This window comes from Streptomyces sp. NPDC085900 (assembly GCF_044540925.1).
In the GTDB taxonomy this organism is placed as follows: domain Bacteria; phylum Actinomycetota; class Actinomycetes; order Streptomycetales; family Streptomycetaceae; genus Streptomyces; species Streptomyces gilvifuscus.
In genome coordinates this window covers 75,191-90,914 of sequence record NZ_JBITSP010000009.1, presented here as the reverse complement: position 1 = coordinate 90,914, position 15,724 = coordinate 75,191, and the positions used below count along the sequence as shown (strand labels likewise).

The following is a 15,724-nucleotide window of genomic DNA, read 5'->3' as shown; positions in this document are numbered from 1 at the left end:
CGCCGGGATGATTCAAACAACCATCTTCACGTTTCCTCGGTGGTTCATCCATACAAAGCCGGGCGCGGAAGGCCTCGGGAAGGACGGCCACGGACAGCCCGGGAAGGACCCGGGACAGCTCACCTCGTCCGGCGCGACTTCACCGCGTGCTGCGGCGTGATGTGGTCGGTCAGCGCCAGGGAGGCGCTCGCGCGCTGGTAGGAGAGCTGGGCGACCCGGACGTACAGACAGTCGATGATCATCAGGACCGAGTGCCGGCCGCCGATGCTGCCGGTGCGGAAGCTGGTCTCCGAGGTGGCCGAGATCAGCCGGATGTCGGCGGCCCGGGCCAGCGGCGAACGCGGGTCGGTGGTGATGGCGACCGCGGTGGCGCCGCGCTCGCGGGCCATCTCGAACGGCTCCAGGGTCTCTCGGGTCGCTCCCGAGTGGGAGATCCCTATGGCCACGTCGGCCGGGGTGAGCAGGGCCGCGGAGGTGGCCGCCCCGTGCACCTCGGTCCAGCCGCGCACCGCGCAGCCGATGCGGAACAGCCGCGTCTCCGTCTCCTGCGCCACCGCGCCGCTGCCGCCGACGCCGTACACGTCGATGCGGCGGGCCTTGGCCAGCGCCTGGGCCGCGCGTTCCAGCGCGTCCAGGTCGATGCGGTCGACGGTCTGCTGGATCGCCCGCAGGTCCGCGTTGCCGACGATCTGGACGACCTTCTCCAGGCTGTCGTCGGGCGAGATCTCGGAGATGATCTCGGCGGAACCCCAGTCGGATGCCTCCCCGCGGCCGCGCTCCTGCGCCAGCTCGATCAGCAGGTGCTGGTAGGAGTCGAGGCCGATCGCCCGGCAGAAACGGGTCACCGTGGCCTGCGAGGTTCCCGTGCGGCGCCCCAGCTCGGCGGCCGAGCAGTGGGTGACGGCGGCGGGATCCGCCAGGATCAGCTCGCCGACCTTCCTCAGGGAGCCGGCCAGGCGCGGCAGCTCGGTGCGGATCAGTGTGGTGACGTCCGTCGAGGGCATGAGGAGAAGGTATCAGCCACCCTTGATGGCATGGTTTGAATACCAGGACCGGATCAAGGCCCGAAACGTGCGGCACTTGGTGGCTCATTGCCCGCGCGGCCGGGCGTGTGATTTATTGATTCACAACTTGGGTAGTACAGGGTGGTTCAATCCACCAGTGGGGAGGGCCGCGTGTCCGTCGAGTCCGTGAGCGGCGAGGGCTTCGCGCGAGAGGCGGTGGCCGTCCTGACGCAGATCACCGCCTCCGCGCGCGAGGAGGTCGCGGGCGCCGCCGAACTGATCGCCGACTGCGTGCGCTCCGACGGCGTCGTCCAGGCCTTCGGCACCGGCCACTCCCAGGCCATCGTCCTCGAACTCGCGGGCCGCGCGGGCGGGTTGGTCCCCACCAACCGCCTGAGCATCGCCGACCTCGTCCTCTACGGCGGCGAGGACCCCGCCGTCCTCGACGACCCGCTCCTGGAGCGCAGGGCGGGGGTGGCCGAGCGGCTCTACGGCCTCGCCGCGCCACGCCCCCAGGACCTGTTCGTGATCATCTCCAACTCGGGCGTGAACAACGTCGTCGTGGAGACGGCGCTGCTCGCCAAGGAGCACGGGCACCGGGTGCTGGCCATCACCTCGCTCACCCACACCAGGGCCGTTCCGGCCGGGCACGCGAGCGGGAAGAAACTGGCCGACATCGCCGACGTCGTGCTCGACAACCGGGCGCCGCGCGGGGACGCGCTGCTGGAGCTGCCCGGCGGCGGCTCGGTGTGCGCGCTGTCCACGCTGACCGGCGTGATGCTGGTGCAGATGGCGGTGGCCGAGGCGTCGAGGATGCTGCTCGACGCCGGTGAACGGCCGCCGGTGTACGTCTCGGCCAACGTGCCCGGCGGGTACGAGGGCAACCTCGAGCTGGAGAAGAGGTACGCCGGACGGATCCGGCGCACCGCCAGTTAGCTCCGCCGCCCGGACGGGGCCACGTGCGCCTGTCCGCTCGGCCCTCGGGGAACGCCGTTGAGCGGTCCCGGGCCGGTGCCTGCGAGGGCCCCACGCCACAAGTGTTCGGTGTTGTGGCGTGGGTCACACCAGGTCTAGGGTGAAAGCGCTTGGAGGCTCCGCCGGGGCGAGCCGAGTGGCGGCGCGTTACCGGACCGGCTCCAGGTGAGGGAAGTGATCTCGTTGTCCGTCCCCTGGGACGACATCGGCGGGCTCGTCGATGCCCATGAACGATTCCTGACCGGTGCGCGCGTCGAGGCGGACGTCCGGGGCCCGGTGCTCGACTCCTGGAAGCGGTGCCGCTCCGCCGGGCTCGAACCGGACCGGCTCCTGGTTCCCTACGCGCCCGGCCTGAGCCTGGACGAGCGGTTCCTGCAGGCGGCCGAGCCGGTGCTGCGGAGACTGACCGCCTCGCTGGCCGAGGTGGGCATGGCCATCGCACTGTGCGACGCGCGAGGCCGCATGGTGCGCCGGTTCGGCGGCGACCGGCGGTTGCGCGACCGGCTCGACGCGGTGAGCTTCGCCCCAGGCTTCGACGCCTCCGAACCGGTGGTCGGAACCAACGGCGTCGGCACCGCCCTCGCCGAACGCGGCCCCGTCTACGTCGTCGGCCGCGAGCACTTCGCCGACTGCCTTCAGCCCTTCGCCTGCGCGGGCGCCCCCGTCCGCGATCCGCTCAGCGGGCGCATCGAGGCCGTCCTTGACCTGACCTGTCTGCGGGACGACGGCGACCCCACCATGCTGCGGCTGGTCCGCGAGGCCGCCCGCGACATCGAGGCCCGGCTGCTGGAACAGGCGACGCGACGCGAACGGGCGCTGCTCGCCGCGTACCGGCGGGCCGGGCCGCAGCCGGACGGCGCGGGGCGACGGGACGAGCGCGGTGACACCGACGGCGAGGCACTGAACCGCATCGACCTCGCCCTGCTGCGCGAACGCGCCGAGGAACTGCTCGCCTCCCCCCGCGGCACCCTGGACGAGGTCGCACTGCCCGGCGGCCGCGTGGCCATGCTGCTGCGACGCCTGGTCCGCAGCGCCGACGGGGAGTTGGGCGTGGCGGTCGAGGCGCGTGTTTCCGGCGGGACCCGAGTGACGGGACTGGGCGGGACGGCGGTCGTGACGGACACGGGCGCCCGTGACGGGGTACGCGCGCCGAAGCCGTCCGCCGTGTCCGCACGCCTGGTCACCAAGCCCGTGTCGGCTGCTCCGGTCGGCACCGCACCTCCCGAGACCGTCGGGGACATCCTCGGCGGCGACGGCAGCCGGCTGTTGCTGGTGGGGGAGCCCGGTGTCGGGCGGCTGGCCGTGCTGGCGCGCAGGCGGCTGGAGCTGCTGCACGAGGCCGGCGTGCGCATCGGCACCACCCTCGACGTGGCGCGCACCGCCGAGGAGCTGACGGAGGTGACCGCCCCCGAATTCGCCGACTTCGTCGCCGTGGACCTGCCCGACGCGCTGCTGAGGGGCGAGGAGCCCGGACCGCTCGGCGCGCGGACCCGGCTGCGCCGGGTGGCCCTGGGCGCCGTACACGAGGAGTCGCATCTGTGGTCCGTGGGCGACCCCGTCGCCTACGTGGCGTCGACGCCGCAGGCCCGCTGCCTGGAGAGCGGACGGGCCGTGCTGGAACCCGTGCTCTCGGACTCGGGCGGCTGGAAGGCGCAGGACCCGCCGCGGCTGGAGCGGACTCTCGCGGCCGGCATACACTCGCTGATCACCGTGCCGCTCAGGGCCCGCGGCACGACTCTCGGGGTGGTCTCCTTCTACCGCTCCGAGAAGCCCGCCCCCTTCGAGGACGACGACCTCTCCCTCGCCCAGGAACTGGCGAGCCGCGCCGCGATCTGCATCGACAACGCCCGCCGCTACACCCGCGAGCACCACACCGCCCTCACCCTGCAGCGCAGCCTGCTGCCCAGGGGGCGGCCGGAACAGAGCGCCGTCGAGGTCGCCCACCGCTATCTGCCCGCGCAGGCGGGCGTGGGCGGCGACTGGTTCGACGTGATCCCGCTCTCCGGCGCGCGGGTGGCGCTGGTCGTCGGGGACGTGGTCGGGCACGGCCTGCACGCGGCCGCCACCATGGGCCGGTTGCGCACCGCCGTGCACAACTTCTGCGCCCTGGACCTGCCGCCCGACGAACTCCTCACCCACCTCGACGACCTCGCCGGGCGCCTGGACCGGGGCGAGGGCTGGGCGGTGGAGAGCGGCCTGGCCGACTCCGGCATAGTCGGAGCGACCTGCCTCTACGCCGTCTACGATCCGGTGTCCCGGCGCTGCACCCTCACCCGCGCCGGGCACCCCCTGCCCGCGGTGGTACGGCCGGACGGCACCGTCGAGTTCGTCGACCTGCCCGCCGGGGCGCCCCTGGGCCTGGGCGGCATGCCCTTCGAGACCGTCGAGCTGGAGCTGGCCGAGGGCAGCCAACTGGTGCTCTACACCGACGGGTTGGTCGAGGACCGGCTCCGGGACATCGACACCGGACTGGACCGGCTGCGTACCGTCCTCGCCGTGCCCGAGCGGGCGCCTGAGGAGACCTGCGAGGCCGTCCTCGACGCCCTGCTGCCGGACCGGCCGGCGGACGACGTGGCCCTCCTCGTCGCCCGCACCCATGCCCTCGGCCCGGACCGGGTCGCCCAGTGGGACCTGCCCAGCGAGCCCGCGGTCGTCTCCGTCGCCCGCGCCGCCGTCACCGAACAGCTCACCGCCTGGGGCCTGGACGACCTCGCCTTCACCACCGAGCTGGTCGTCAGCGAGCTGGTCACCAACGCCATCCGGCACGCCCACGGCCCCGTCCAGCTACGCCTGTTGCGCGACCGAGCCCTGATCTGCGAGGTCTCCGACGGCTCCGGCACCTCCCCCCGGCTGCGCCGGGCCCGCACCGAGGACGAGGGCGGCCGCGGCCTGTTCCTGGCCGCCCGGCTCACCGAGCGGTGGGGCACCCGGTACACGCCGGAGGGCAAGGTGATCTGGACGGAACAGCCGTTGCCGTGACCCTCACCAGCCCGTCAGCAGCAGGTGGTTGACGAGGAGGGCCAGTACCGCCTGGGCCGCGAGCCAGACGCGCGGGCGGGGCAGCGCCGCGCACGCCGGAAGCAGCCACATCGCGAACGGCAGCCAGATGCGCTCCGTCTCCGCCTTGCTCATCCCGGACACGTCGGCCACCAGCAGCGCGAGGAGCGCGGCGGCCACGAGCGTCCCCAGCGGGTCGGCGCGCGAGACCCGCGTCCGGCGCAGGCCCGCCACCGTCGCCGGGCCGACGATGAACACCGTGCAGGCCAGGTTGGCCCACACCCAGTAGCCGTAGGGCCGTACCCCGCCCGCTCCTTGGTGGTAGCGGGTGACCAACAGGCGGTACGCCTCCAACCAGTCGAAGCCCAGCGCGGTGAACACGGCCGGGACGACGGCGAGTCCGGCGAGGAGGAAGGGCAGGGGACGGGTGCGGTGCGGGCCCAGGAGAAGGACGGCCGCCGCGATCAGCGCGAAGAGCGTGAGGCCGTAGGAGAGGTAGGCGGTCAGCCCGAGGAGGAGCCCCGACGCGAAGCCCGCCGCGGCCGGGCGGCGGCCGGTCCCCGCCAGCGCGAGGAACGCCACCGCCCAGGCGGCGACCGCGGTGAAGTACCCGTCGGCCGACGTGCCCACCCACACCGCGCCCGGCGTCAGCACCAGGAAGGGCGCGGCGCGGCGGGCCCGTTGCTCGTCGGCGAGCGCGCGCACGGCGATCAGGACCGCCACCGCGGCGGTCGTACCGACCGTGATCACGAACGCGCCCGCCCAGCCGCCGCCGCGCAGGCCCGCGTGGTCCAGGAGGACGAAGGTGAGGGTGGCGCCCGGCGGGTGGCCGGCGACGTGGGCGGGCCAGTTGGCGGGCGCGTCGATCAGGATGTGCCGGTCGAAGTCCCGCAGCGCGCGCGGGATGTCGTGGAAGCGGTCGACCACCCGGAGGTACTCGTTGCGCGTCGTCAGCTGCTCGGCGACACCCCGGTACCAGCCGTCGACGAGCGCGAGCGACCACGTCCAGGCCATCGACGCGCCCCAGACGGCCAGGAGCAGCGGACGCCAGGGGAGACGGGCGGCGAGCGAGGGGCCGTAGGCGACGGCCGCGACCGCCACGGCGAGCGCGGCCGGGGTGCCCGGGCCCACATGCGGGTCCCAGGTCGCCAGGAGCGGCGGCCAGCCCACGCGGAGCGAACCGTCACGGTGCTCGATCGCGGTGCCGATCGTCGCCGCCGCCAGGACGAGGAGCGCGGCCGCCCCGACCGCGTACAGGTCTCGGCGCAGATCACGGCGGGAGGCGTGAGGAGGAGGTGGGGACACGACGACGACGCTAGGGCGCGCGGGGCCGACCGGACCGCTGACATGCGCGGACGTCAGAGTTTCGTCATGGTTCGCATACCCCTTCCAGAGGTCGCGCGGACCTACGGTCGGGACATGGAACCGTCGCGTTTCTCACCCTTCTCCCCCAGCTTCTGGCGCAGCCCGCTGCGGGGCCCCTGGCTCACCTCGGTGCTCGGCGTCGTCCTGCTCGTCGGGATCACCGTGCTGTTCGTGACCGGGCTGCTGTCCTACGCCGCGTACAACCCGGGCCTGTCCCCGGTCAACGACAAGACGCCGGACAAGGGCGTCCTCGGCTTCTACCTCTTCGCCTGGCCGACCGACCCGCACTGGCTGTACCGGCTCACCCAGGGCGTCCACGTCACCCTCGGGATCACCCTGATCCCCGTCCTGCTGGCCAAACTGTGGTCGGTGGTGCCCCGGCTGTTCACGCTGCCGCCGGCCCGCTCCCTGACCCACGCCCTGGAACGGCTCTCCCTGCTGCTGCTCGTCGGCGGAGGCCTGTTCGAGTTCGTCACCGGCGTCCTCAACGTCCAGCTGGACTACGTCTTCCCCGGTTCCTTCTACCCGCTGCACTTCTACGGCGCCTGGGTCTTCTTCGCCGCGTTCGCCGCCCACGCCGTGCTGAAGACGCCGGCCGCCTTGCGCAATCTGCGGCGCATGCGGGACGAGCCCGCCCAGACGACCGAGCGGACCGAGCGGTCCGAGCCGACCGGGTTGACCGCTCCGGACCCGGACCCGCCGACCGTCTCCCGGCGCGGCGCGCTCGGACTGGTCGGCGGCGGCTCGCTGCTGCTGTTCGCCACCACGGCCGGGCAGAGCGTCGACGGGCTGCGCTGGACGGCGCTCTTCGCCCCGCACGGCCGCCGCGACCCGGGCGGCGGACCCGGCGGCTTCCAGATCAACAAGACCGCCGCCTACGCCGGAATCCGCCCCGCCGAGACCGGCGAGGACACCTGGCGGCTGGTGGTGCGGGGGCGCGCCGGGACCGTCCGGCTCAGCCGGGCCGAGCTGCTTCGACTGCCCCTGCACAGTGCCGCGTTGCCCATCGCCTGCGTCGAGGGCTGGTCGACCTCCGACCAGTGGTGGCGTGGCGTACGGCTGCGGGACCTCGCCGCGCTCGTCGGCCACGACGCCGATCCGCCCGACGTCCTCGTCGAGTCGCTGCAACGGCACGGCGCGTTCCGCCGGGCCGCCCTGCGGGCCAACCAGGTCGCCGATCCCCGTTCCCTGCTCGCCCTGTCCGTCAACGGCGAGGACCTCACCCCCGACCACGGCCACCCGGCGCGGATCATCGTGCCCGCGGCACCCGGTGTGCTCAACACCAAGTGGGTGGCCGAACTGACCTTCGGAGACCTGTGATGCGCCCCAGGATCGTCATCGGCAGCCCCTTCCAACTCCTGCTGCTCATCTGCTCGTTCGCACTCGCCGTGTACGCGGGGGTGCGACTGCTGGGCGGTGACTGGTTCGGCGTCGCACTGTGGTTCGTGGGCGCGGCACTCCTGCACGACCTGGTGCTGCTTCCGCTGTACGCGGCGGCGGACCGCGCCCTGGTGCAGGGCGCCGGAGCGCGCGGGCGGCGGGCGGTGGCCTGGGTGCGCGTGCCCGCCGCGCTCTCGCTGCTGCTCCTGCTCGTGTGGTTCCCGCTGATCAGCGGGCGGGTGGCAGGCCGATACGGCCGTGCCACCGGCCTGTCCCCGGACGGCTACCCGGCCCGCTGGCTGCTGGTGACCGCGGCACTGTTCGGCGGCTCGGCGCTGCTGTTCGTGCTGCGGGCGTCGCACCGGCGCAGGGCGACGAAGCAGCGGCCGCCGGCCGCCCACTGATCGACGGCACGCCAGCCCGCGCGCTCCGCGAGCCGCAGCAGGGCCGGCGTGCCGATCCGTGCCCAGGGGAACGGGCTGCCGACGCCTCCCCGGGCGTCGGTGACCCGCACCCGCACCCGCTCGTCGACGTCCGACCCGGGCGCCGTCTCGGCGATCAACAGGCCGTCTGCGTGGAGGAGTTGAGCCATCCGGTCGAGGAGGGCGCCGGGCTCGCCGCCGATGCCCACGTTGCCGTCGATCAGCAGCGCGGTGCCCCAGCGGCCCTCGCCGGGCAGCGACTCGAAGACGGAACGGCGCAGGGCCTGGCCGCCGAGGCGGTTGGTGCGGGCGACGGCCGCCGCGCTCACGTCGATGCCGAGCACCGGCCGGCCGAGGGCGCCCAGCGCGGCGACGAGCCGGCCCGGGCCGCAGCCGACGTCCAGCACGGCGCCCTCGCAGCGCCGCAGCACCGCCAGATCGACGGCGTCCGCCTCCGCACACCACCGCTCCACGTCCAACGGCAGCAGCCAGCCGTCGGCCCGCCGCAGGAAGAGCGGGCCCCGGCCGGTGCGCAGGGCGCGGGAGTAGGGGTCGTTGGACCAGGTGCCGGACTCCCGCGGGGCGTCCGCCTGGTGCCCGATCCGGACCCCCGTGGCCTCCCTTACGCCGCTCATCGGCGCACCGGCGCCATGCGCGCCAGCTCGGCGGCGAAGCGTCCCCGGGGTGCCGCCTTCGCGACCAGCTCGGCGTCGCCGGCCGTGTCCACGTCCCGCAACCGAGGCAGCTCCCGGACGCGCAGGCCGGTGAGACGGGCGCGCTGGGCGGCACCGGTGAGCGGCGTCGACATCGGGACGCCCCGCAGCAGGCCGGGGTCGGGCGCGGCCAGGCCCAGGGCCCAGAAGCCGCCGTCCGCCGCCGGACCGAAGTACGCGTCGCAGCCGGTGAAGTCGACGGTGAGGAGGGCGGGGGTGACCTGGGGGGTGTCCATGCCGATGAGGAGGGCCGGGCCGTCGCAGTGCGCGAAGGCGGCGGCCAGCCGTTCGTCCAGACCGCCCGAGCACTGCCGTACGACCTCGAAGCCGGCCGGCAGCCAGGGGCCGGGCGCGCCCTCCAGGACGAGCACCCGGCGGCGGGCCGGCGTGCGCGCGACCACGTCCAGCGTGTCGGCGAGCGCCGCCTCGGCCAGCCCCGCGGCCTCCTGAGGCGTGAACGGCGGCGTCAGCCGGGTCTTGACCCGTCCCGGCCGGGGCTCCTTGGCGATGACGAGCAAGGTCACCGGTGACGTCACGGGCGGGATCCTTCCGCTACCCGCGGTGCCACGGGCGGCTCGGCCAGCACCCGGCTCATGTCCCGCACCGCCTGCCAGGTGCCGCGCCAGGTGCCGGTCACCTTGGAGGCGCCGGTGCGCGGGAGGTAGGGGACGTCGTACTCGGCGATGCGCCAGCCGGCGTCGGCGGCGCGGACGACCATCTGCAAGGGGTAGCCGCTGCGCCGGTCGGTGAGGCCGAGGCCGAGCAGCGCCTCGCGCCGGGCGGCGCGCAGCGGGCCCAGGTCGTGCAGGCGGAGACCGGTGCGGCGGCGCAGCAGACGGGTGAGGGCGAGGTTGCCGGCGCGGGCGTGCGCGGGCCAGGTGCCGCGGCTCCCGGGGCGGCGCCGGCCGAGGACCAGGTCGGCCTCGCCCGCGGCGATCCGGCGGACGAAGGGCACCAGGTCGGCGGGGTCGAGGGAGGCGTCGCAGTCGCAGAAGCAGACGACGTCCGCCGTGGCCGCGGCCAGGCCCGCGTGGCAGGCGGCGCCGAAGCCGCGGCGTTCCTCGCGCACCACGCTCGCGCCGAGGGCACGGGCGACCTCGGCCGAGCCGTCCGTGGAACCGTTGTCGACCACGAGGGCGCGCCAGCCGGGCGGAATGCGTTCCAGTACCCAGGGAAGGGCCTCGGCCTCGTCGAGACAGGGAAGGACGACGTCCACGGACGTCGTCGGGGGTGCGGAAGCGGATGGGCTCGTCACGGCTCTCACCCTACGATCACGAAACGGACAAAAAGGGCGTCGGCTCCTTACGAAACGCGGACGTCGACAGGCGCGAGGAGACGGCGAGTTGACCGCCTCGCGAGGCCGTCGGCGGGCCGGGTGTTTCTTACGGATTCCGGACGTCCGGCCGGTGGTGCGGCGGCTCGGGGCGGGGGATGCGAGGCTGGCGGTATGGAGCTGCAGCAACACGGGCGGGGCGGGGCCCGGGTCCTCGTCGTCGACGACGACCCCACCGTCGCCGAGGTGGTCACCGGCTATCTCGACCGGGCCGGATATGTCGTCGACCGGGCCGGTGACGGCCCCGACGCCCTCGCCCGGGCCGAGGCCCACTGGCCCGACCTCGTCGTCCTCGACCTCATGCTGCCGGGCATGGACGGCCTGGAGGTGTGCCGGCGCATCCGCGGCCGCGGCCCCGTGCCGGTCATCATGCTCACCGCCCGCGGCGACGAGGACGACCGCATCCTCGGCCTGGAGGTCGGCGCCGACGACTACGTCACCAAGCCCTTCAGCCCCCGGGAGCTGGTGCTGCGCGTGGAGTCCGTGCTGCGCCGCACCCGCCCCGCCCAGCCCTCCGCCACCCTGCGCGCGGCCGGCCTCTCGGTCGACCAGTCGGCCCGCCGCGCCCTCAAGGACGGCACCGAACTCGCCCTCACCATCCGGGAGTTCGACCTCCTCGCCTTCTTCCTGCGGCACCCCGGGCGGGTCTTCAGCCGGGAGGACCTGATGCGCGAGGTGTGGGGCTGGGACTTCGGCGACCTGTCGACCGTGACCGTCCATGTGCGGCGGCTGCGCGGCAAGGTGGAGGACGATCCGGCGCGGCCCCGGCTGATCCAGACCGTGTGGGGCGTCGGCTACCGCTTCGACGCCGCGGACCAGGGGGCCTGACCGTGCGCGCCGACCTGCTCATCGCCCTGTTCGCCTTCCTCGGCGCCGCCGTGGCCGGCCTGCTCGGCGCCGGTGTGCTGCTGCTGATCCGGCGCCGCTCGCTCGCCCTGCACCTCGGCGTCGTCGCGGGAGTCGGCGTCACCGCCATGTTCGCGGGCACGCTCGCGGTCGCGCAGGCCATGTTCCTGTCCGGACACGACCTGAAGGTGGTCACGACCGTCGTCGCGATGGCCGCCGTGGTCTCCCTGGCCACCGCCGTCCTGCTCGGCCGCTGGGTCGCGGCCCGCAGCCGTGCCCTCACCCTCGCCGCCCGCTCCTTCGGCGACGGCGGCGACTTCACCTCGCCCGACGGGCCCGCCACCGCCGAACTCGCCGCGCTCAGCCGGGAGTTGGAGGCCACCAGTGCCAAGCTCGCCGAGTCCAGGGACCGCGAGCGTGCCCTGGAGTCCTCGCGCCGCGAACTGGTCGCCTGGATCTCCCACGACCTGCGCACCCCGCTGGCGGGTCTGCGCGCCATGTCCGAGGCCCTGGAGGACGGCGTCGCCGCCGACCCGCCCCGCTACCTGAGGCAGATGCGCACCGAGGTCGAGCGCCTCAACGACATGGTCGGCGACCTCTTCGAGCTCTCCCGCATCCACGCGGGCGCGCTGGCGCTGAGCCCGAGCCGGATCTCCCTGTACGACCTCGTCGGCGACGCGCTCGCGGGCGCCGATCCGCTCGCCCGCGAGCACGGGGTGCGGCTGGTCGGCGACGGGGTGACGTCCGTGCCGGTCGAGGTGGACGGCAAGGAGATGAGCCGCGTCCTCGGCAACCTCCTGGTCAACGCGATCCGCCGGACGCCCGCCGACGGAACCGTCGCCGTGTCCTCGGAGCTGCGCGAGGACGGTGTCGTCCTGTCCGTCACCGACGGCTGCGGCGGCATCCCCGAGGAGGACCTGCCGCGGGTCTTCGACACCGGCTGGCGCGGCACCCACGCCCGGACTCCCCCCGCCGGCGCGGGACTCGGCCTCGCCATCGTCCGCGGCATCGTGGAGGCCCACCAGGGCACGGCCACCGTCCGCAACGTCCCCGGCGGCTGCCGCTTCGAGGTGGTGCTGCCCGCCGCCGCTTCCTGATTGACGAACAGCACCACCAGCACATGTGCGGGAACCTCTCAGTCCCCGCGCCCCCGCCCTACGAGGCCCCTGACTCCCGCCCTGCGACGGGCCTCCCGCGCCCTGGCCCGCGGCGCTCATGGCTCCCGGCTTCCCGCCCCCGGCGCCTCCCGCGCCCCGCCCTACGAGGCCCCTGGCTCCCGCCCTGCGAAGGGGCCTCCCGCAGCGCTCCTGGCTCCCGCCCTGCGGCGCCCCCCGGGCCCCTGCCTGAAACGCCGCTCACATCCCGGCCCCTGGCGCCCCCGGCGCCCCCCGCATCCCCGCCCGCGCGAACTCCCGCATCCCCTCCGTGAATCCGACCTCCGCCTTCCAGCCCAGTTCGGCCCGTAGGCGGGCCGAGTCTGCCGTGATGTGGCGTACGTCGCCGAGGCGGTATTCGCCGGTGACGACCGGGGCGGGGCCGCCGTGGGCCTCGGCCAGGGCGTCGGCCATCTCGCCGACCGTGTGCGGTTCGCCGCTGCCGGTGTTGTACGCGGTCAGCGTGCCTTCGGCCGAACCCGCCTCCAACGCCGCCACGTTGGCCGCCGCCACGTCCCGTACGTGGACGAAGTCCCGTCGCTGGCGCCCGTCCTCGTACACGGTGGGCGCCTCGCCGCGGGCCAGGGCCGAGCGGAAGAAGGAGGCGACCCCGGCGTACGGGGTGTCGCGGGGCATGCCCGGGCCGTACACGTTGTGGTAGCGCAGGGCCACCGCCGTGCCGCCGGTGGCGCGCGCCCAGGCGGCCGCCAGATGCTCCTGGGCCAGCTTGGTCGTCGCGTACACGTTGCGCGGATCGACCGGCGCGTCCTCGCCGACCAGCCCCGGCGCCAGCTCGGCGCCGCACACCGGGCACGGCGGCTCGAAGCGGCCCGCGTCGAGGTCGGCGACGGCACGCGGCCCGGGCCGCACCACGCCGTGCCGGGCGCACTCGTAGCGCCCCTCGCCGTACACCACCATCGACCCGGCCAGCACCAGCCGCCGTACGCCCGCCTCGGCCATGGCGGTGAGCAGCACCGCCGTGCCGAGGTCGTTGCGGGAGACGTACTCGGCCGCGTCCGAGAAGCCGGCGCCCAGGCCGACCATGGCCGCCTGATGGCAGACGGCGTCCACGCCGGCGAGGGCGCGCTGGAGGGCGTAGGGATCCCGCACGTCGGACGGCGGCTCGGCGCGGGTGTCGTAGACGACGGGCTCGTGCCCGTGGGCGTCGAGCGCCGTCACGACATGGGACCCGATGAACCCGGCACCGCCGGTGACCAGTACACGCATGCGCTCAACGTAGGGCGGCGAGCGGCCGCGGCGGACCGGGCGCGGCCGTCACGTCACCGCTCCGTAAGACCTTCCCCGTCCCCAAGACCTTCCCCGTCCCCCGCCGGCAGCCGCACGGTGAACACCGTCGCCCCCGGCTCGCCGCGCAGCTCGATGGTGCCGCCGTGGGCGCGGACCAGGGCGCCGGCGACCGACAGGCCCAGGCCGCTGCCGCCGCGGTCGCGGCTGCGGGCCTTGTCGACGCGGTAGAAGCGGTCGAAGACCCGCTCCCGGTCCTCGGCCGGGATACCGGGGCCCGCGTCCTCCACCCGGACCAGGGCCGTGTCCCCCTCCAGCGCCACCTCCACCGACACCGGCGTACCGGCCGGGGTGTGCACGGCGGCGTTGGTGAGCAGGTTGTCCAGCACCTGCCGGATGCGGTGGGGGTCCAGGCGCAGCTTCAGCGGGCCCGGACCGGTCCGCACCGTCAGCGGGCGCTCAGGGCGGCTCGCCCGGAACGCGGCGGCCGCGTCCTCCACCAGCGCCACCAGGTCCGTGTCCTGCGGCCGCAGCGGTGCGTCCACCTCCGCCGCGTCCAGCCGGGCGAGCAGCAGCAGGTCGTCCAGGAGGACGCCCATGCGGGCCGCCTCGGCGCGCAGCCGGGCCAGATGCCGGTCGCGTTCCTCGGGGGCGTTGGCGGCGGCGTACTGGAAGAGGTCCGCGTAACCCCGTACCGACATCAGGGGCGTGCGCAGCTCGTGCGAGGCGTCCGCGACGAACCGGCGCAGCCGCTGCTCCGCCTCCGCGCGCACCGCCAGCGAGTGGTCGATGTGCTCCAGCATGGTGTTGAAGGCGGTGCGCAGCTCCTCGACCTCCGGGCCGCCGCCCCGCTCGTCCGCGCGCAGCGGCAGCCGTGCCGCCGACTCGGTCAGGTCGTGCGAGGCGATGCCGTGCGCGGTGTGCGCCATGTCGCTGAGCGGGTTCAGCCCGCGGCGCAGCATCCGCCGGCCGAACACCACCAGCGCGGCCAGCGCCAGCCCGAACGCCACCACCTGGACCGTGATCAGCCGCCGTACCGTCGCGTCGATGTCGTCCATCGGCGCCCCGCTGACCAGCACCACCCCGGGCTCGACCTCGCAGGCCCGCAGCCGGTACTCGCCCTGGCCCGCGAGGTTCGCGGTGCGCAGCGTCTCCGTCTTCGAGGTGCTCTGCGCCGCGGCCAGGGAGGTGAGGGGCGCGATGTCGGCGGGCAGGTCGCCGCTCTCCTCGGGCTTGCGCAGCACGGCCCGGCCGTCCGAGACGTCGTACACCGCGTAGTACCAGCGGTAGTACTTCTTCCCCGCCAGCGTGCCGTTCTCCGCGATGCTCTTGGACTGGGCGACCTGGGCGAGCCCCAGCTGGTCGTCTAGCTGGGCCGACAGATAGTCCCGCATGTACGTCGTCAGGGCCGTGCCGACCACCGCGAACACCACCAGCGCAAGCGCCCCGAGGCCCAGCGCCAGCCGGGTGCCCAGCCGCAGCCGCCGGTACGACCGCAGGAACCGGCCGATCACTCGGCCGCCTGCCGGACGACGTACCCGAATCCCCGAACCGTCTGGATCAGCGGCGCAGCGCCGTCGTCGGGGTCGTCGAGCTTGCGGCGCAGCCGGCTGACGACCAGCTCGACGACGTTCGAGCGCCCCCCGAAGCCGTACTCCCACACATGGTCGAGGATCTGCGCCTTCGTCATCACGGTCGGCGACTTGCGCATCAGGAAGCGCAGCACCTCGTACTCGGTGGGGGTCAGCGTCAGCAGCTTCTCGCCGCGGCGGACCTCCCGGGTGTCCTCGTCCATCGTCAGGTCCGCCACCCGCAGCACCGAGCGCTGGAAGCCGGGCCCGGCGCTGCGCCGCAGCACCGTCCGCAGCCGGGCCATCAGCTCCTCCACCGCGAACGGTTTGACCAGGTAGTCGTCCCCGCCGCGGGTCAGCCCCGCCACCCGGTCGGCGATCCCGTCCCGGGCCGTCAGGAACACCACCGGCACCATCGTCCCGGACCGCCGCAGCCGGTCCAGGACTCCGAAGCCGTCCAGGTCCGGCAGCATCAGATCCAGCACCACGATGTCCGGGTGGAACTCGCCGGCCAGCCTCAGCGCCTCCTCACCGGAGTTCGCGGTGACCGCCTCCCAGCCCTCGTAGCGGGCGACGGTCGCGACGAGATCGGCGATGGGCGGGTCGTCGTCGACGACGAGGAGACGTACTTTTTCCACCCGCTCATACTGCGGCACACCGCCGGTGCCGCCGGATTCCGGGGCCGACGGCCGCCACATCGACAGGTACTTGTAAGGACG

The 15,724-nt window shown here is 74.3% G+C and carries 13 protein-coding genes; 5 read left to right on the top strand and 8 right to left on the bottom strand.

The genetic code is table 11. The features are described from left to right. Positions 1–119: 119 nt before the first annotated feature. Positions 120–1,004: a MurR/RpiR family transcriptional regulator gene (locus ACIGDI_RS28815; protein ID WP_399902470.1), complete on the bottom strand. Its 885-nt coding sequence runs from the start codon at positions 1,002–1,004 to the stop codon at positions 120–122. A 171-nt stretch (positions 1,005–1,175) separates the two neighbouring features. On the opposite strand from ACIGDI_RS28815, the gene ACIGDI_RS28810 reads away from it, so the two are divergent. After that, a complete protein-coding gene (locus tag ACIGDI_RS28810; RefSeq protein ID WP_399902467.1) occupies positions 1,176–1,940 on the top strand; it encodes a sugar isomerase domain-containing protein in 765 nt (254 codons plus the stop codon). 213 nt (positions 1,941–2,153) lie between these two features. Next, positions 2,154–4,958 carry a SpoIIE family protein phosphatase gene (locus tag ACIGDI_RS28805; protein WP_399902465.1) on the top strand — a complete coding sequence of 935 codons (2,805 nt, stop codon included), beginning with the start codon at positions 2,154–2,156 and terminating at the stop codon, positions 4,956–4,958. A 3-nt stretch (positions 4,959–4,961) separates the two neighbouring features. Here ACIGDI_RS28805 and ACIGDI_RS28800 read toward each other — a convergent pair whose 3' ends face one another. Beyond that, positions 4,962–6,281, bottom strand: coding sequence for a hypothetical protein (locus ACIGDI_RS28800; RefSeq protein WP_399902462.1), 1,320 nt, complete (start codon positions 6,279–6,281; stop codon positions 4,962–4,964). A gap of 114 nt (positions 6,282–6,395) precedes the next feature. Between ACIGDI_RS28800 and ACIGDI_RS28795 the strand changes: the two genes are divergently transcribed. Further along, entirely contained in the window at positions 6,396–7,661 is a 1,266-nt protein-coding gene (locus ACIGDI_RS28795) for a molybdopterin-dependent oxidoreductase (RefSeq protein WP_399902459.1), read from the top strand. A gap of 343 nt (positions 7,662–8,004) precedes the next feature. On the opposite strand, the gene ACIGDI_RS28790 is transcribed toward ACIGDI_RS28795, so the two are convergent. Genes ACIGDI_RS28790 through ACIGDI_RS28780 form a run of 3 tightly spaced genes read right to left on the bottom strand, consistent with a single transcriptional unit; the run spans position 8,005 to position 10,120 of the window. After that, positions 8,005–8,778: a class I SAM-dependent methyltransferase gene (locus ACIGDI_RS28790; protein WP_399902457.1), complete on the bottom strand. Its 774-nt coding sequence runs from the start codon at positions 8,776–8,778 to the stop codon at positions 8,005–8,007. Continuing rightward, on the bottom strand, positions 8,775–9,392 hold the full coding sequence (locus tag ACIGDI_RS28785) for a DUF2064 domain-containing protein (RefSeq protein WP_399902454.1): 618 nt from the start codon (positions 9,390–9,392) through the stop codon (positions 8,775–8,777). The genes ACIGDI_RS28790 and ACIGDI_RS28785 overlap by 4 nt, the downstream gene beginning before the upstream one ends. After that, entirely contained in the window at positions 9,389–10,120 is a 732-nt protein-coding gene (locus tag ACIGDI_RS28780; RefSeq protein WP_399902450.1) for a glycosyltransferase family 2 protein, read from the bottom strand. Before ACIGDI_RS28780 ends, ACIGDI_RS28785 begins: the two co-directional genes overlap by 4 nt. 183 nt (positions 10,121–10,303) lie before the next feature. Between ACIGDI_RS28780 and ACIGDI_RS28775 the strand changes: the two genes are divergently transcribed. Together ACIGDI_RS28775 and ACIGDI_RS28770 are read left to right on the top strand one after the other, a co-directional pair. Then, on the top strand, positions 10,304–11,017 hold the full coding sequence (locus ACIGDI_RS28775; RefSeq protein WP_399902447.1) for a response regulator transcription factor: 714 nt from the start codon (positions 10,304–10,306) through the stop codon (positions 11,015–11,017). A 2-nt stretch (positions 11,018–11,019) separates the two neighbouring features. After that, positions 11,020–12,132, top strand: coding sequence for a sensor histidine kinase (locus tag ACIGDI_RS28770; RefSeq protein WP_399902444.1), 1,113 nt, complete (start codon positions 11,020–11,022; stop codon positions 12,130–12,132). A gap of 258 nt (positions 12,133–12,390) precedes the next feature. Here ACIGDI_RS28770 and ACIGDI_RS28765 read toward each other — a convergent pair whose 3' ends face one another. Genes ACIGDI_RS28765 through ACIGDI_RS28755 form a run of 3 tightly spaced genes read right to left on the bottom strand, consistent with a single transcriptional unit; the run spans position 12,391 to position 15,703 of the window. After that, positions 12,391–13,416, bottom strand: coding sequence for an NAD-dependent epimerase/dehydratase family protein (locus ACIGDI_RS28765; protein WP_399902442.1), 1,026 nt, complete (start codon positions 13,414–13,416; stop codon positions 12,391–12,393). Positions 13,417–13,469: 53 nt separating this feature from the next. Then, positions 13,470–14,948 carry a sensor histidine kinase gene (locus tag ACIGDI_RS28760; protein WP_390628300.1) on the bottom strand — a complete coding sequence of 493 codons (1,479 nt, stop codon included), beginning with the start codon at positions 14,946–14,948 and terminating at the stop codon, positions 13,470–13,472. After that, complete coding sequence (locus ACIGDI_RS28755; protein ID WP_399902439.1) at positions 14,945–15,703, bottom strand: response regulator transcription factor; 759 nt, start codon at positions 15,701–15,703, stop codon at positions 14,945–14,947. Before ACIGDI_RS28755 ends, ACIGDI_RS28760 begins: the two co-directional genes overlap by 4 nt. Positions 15,704–15,724 lie beyond the last annotated feature (21 nt).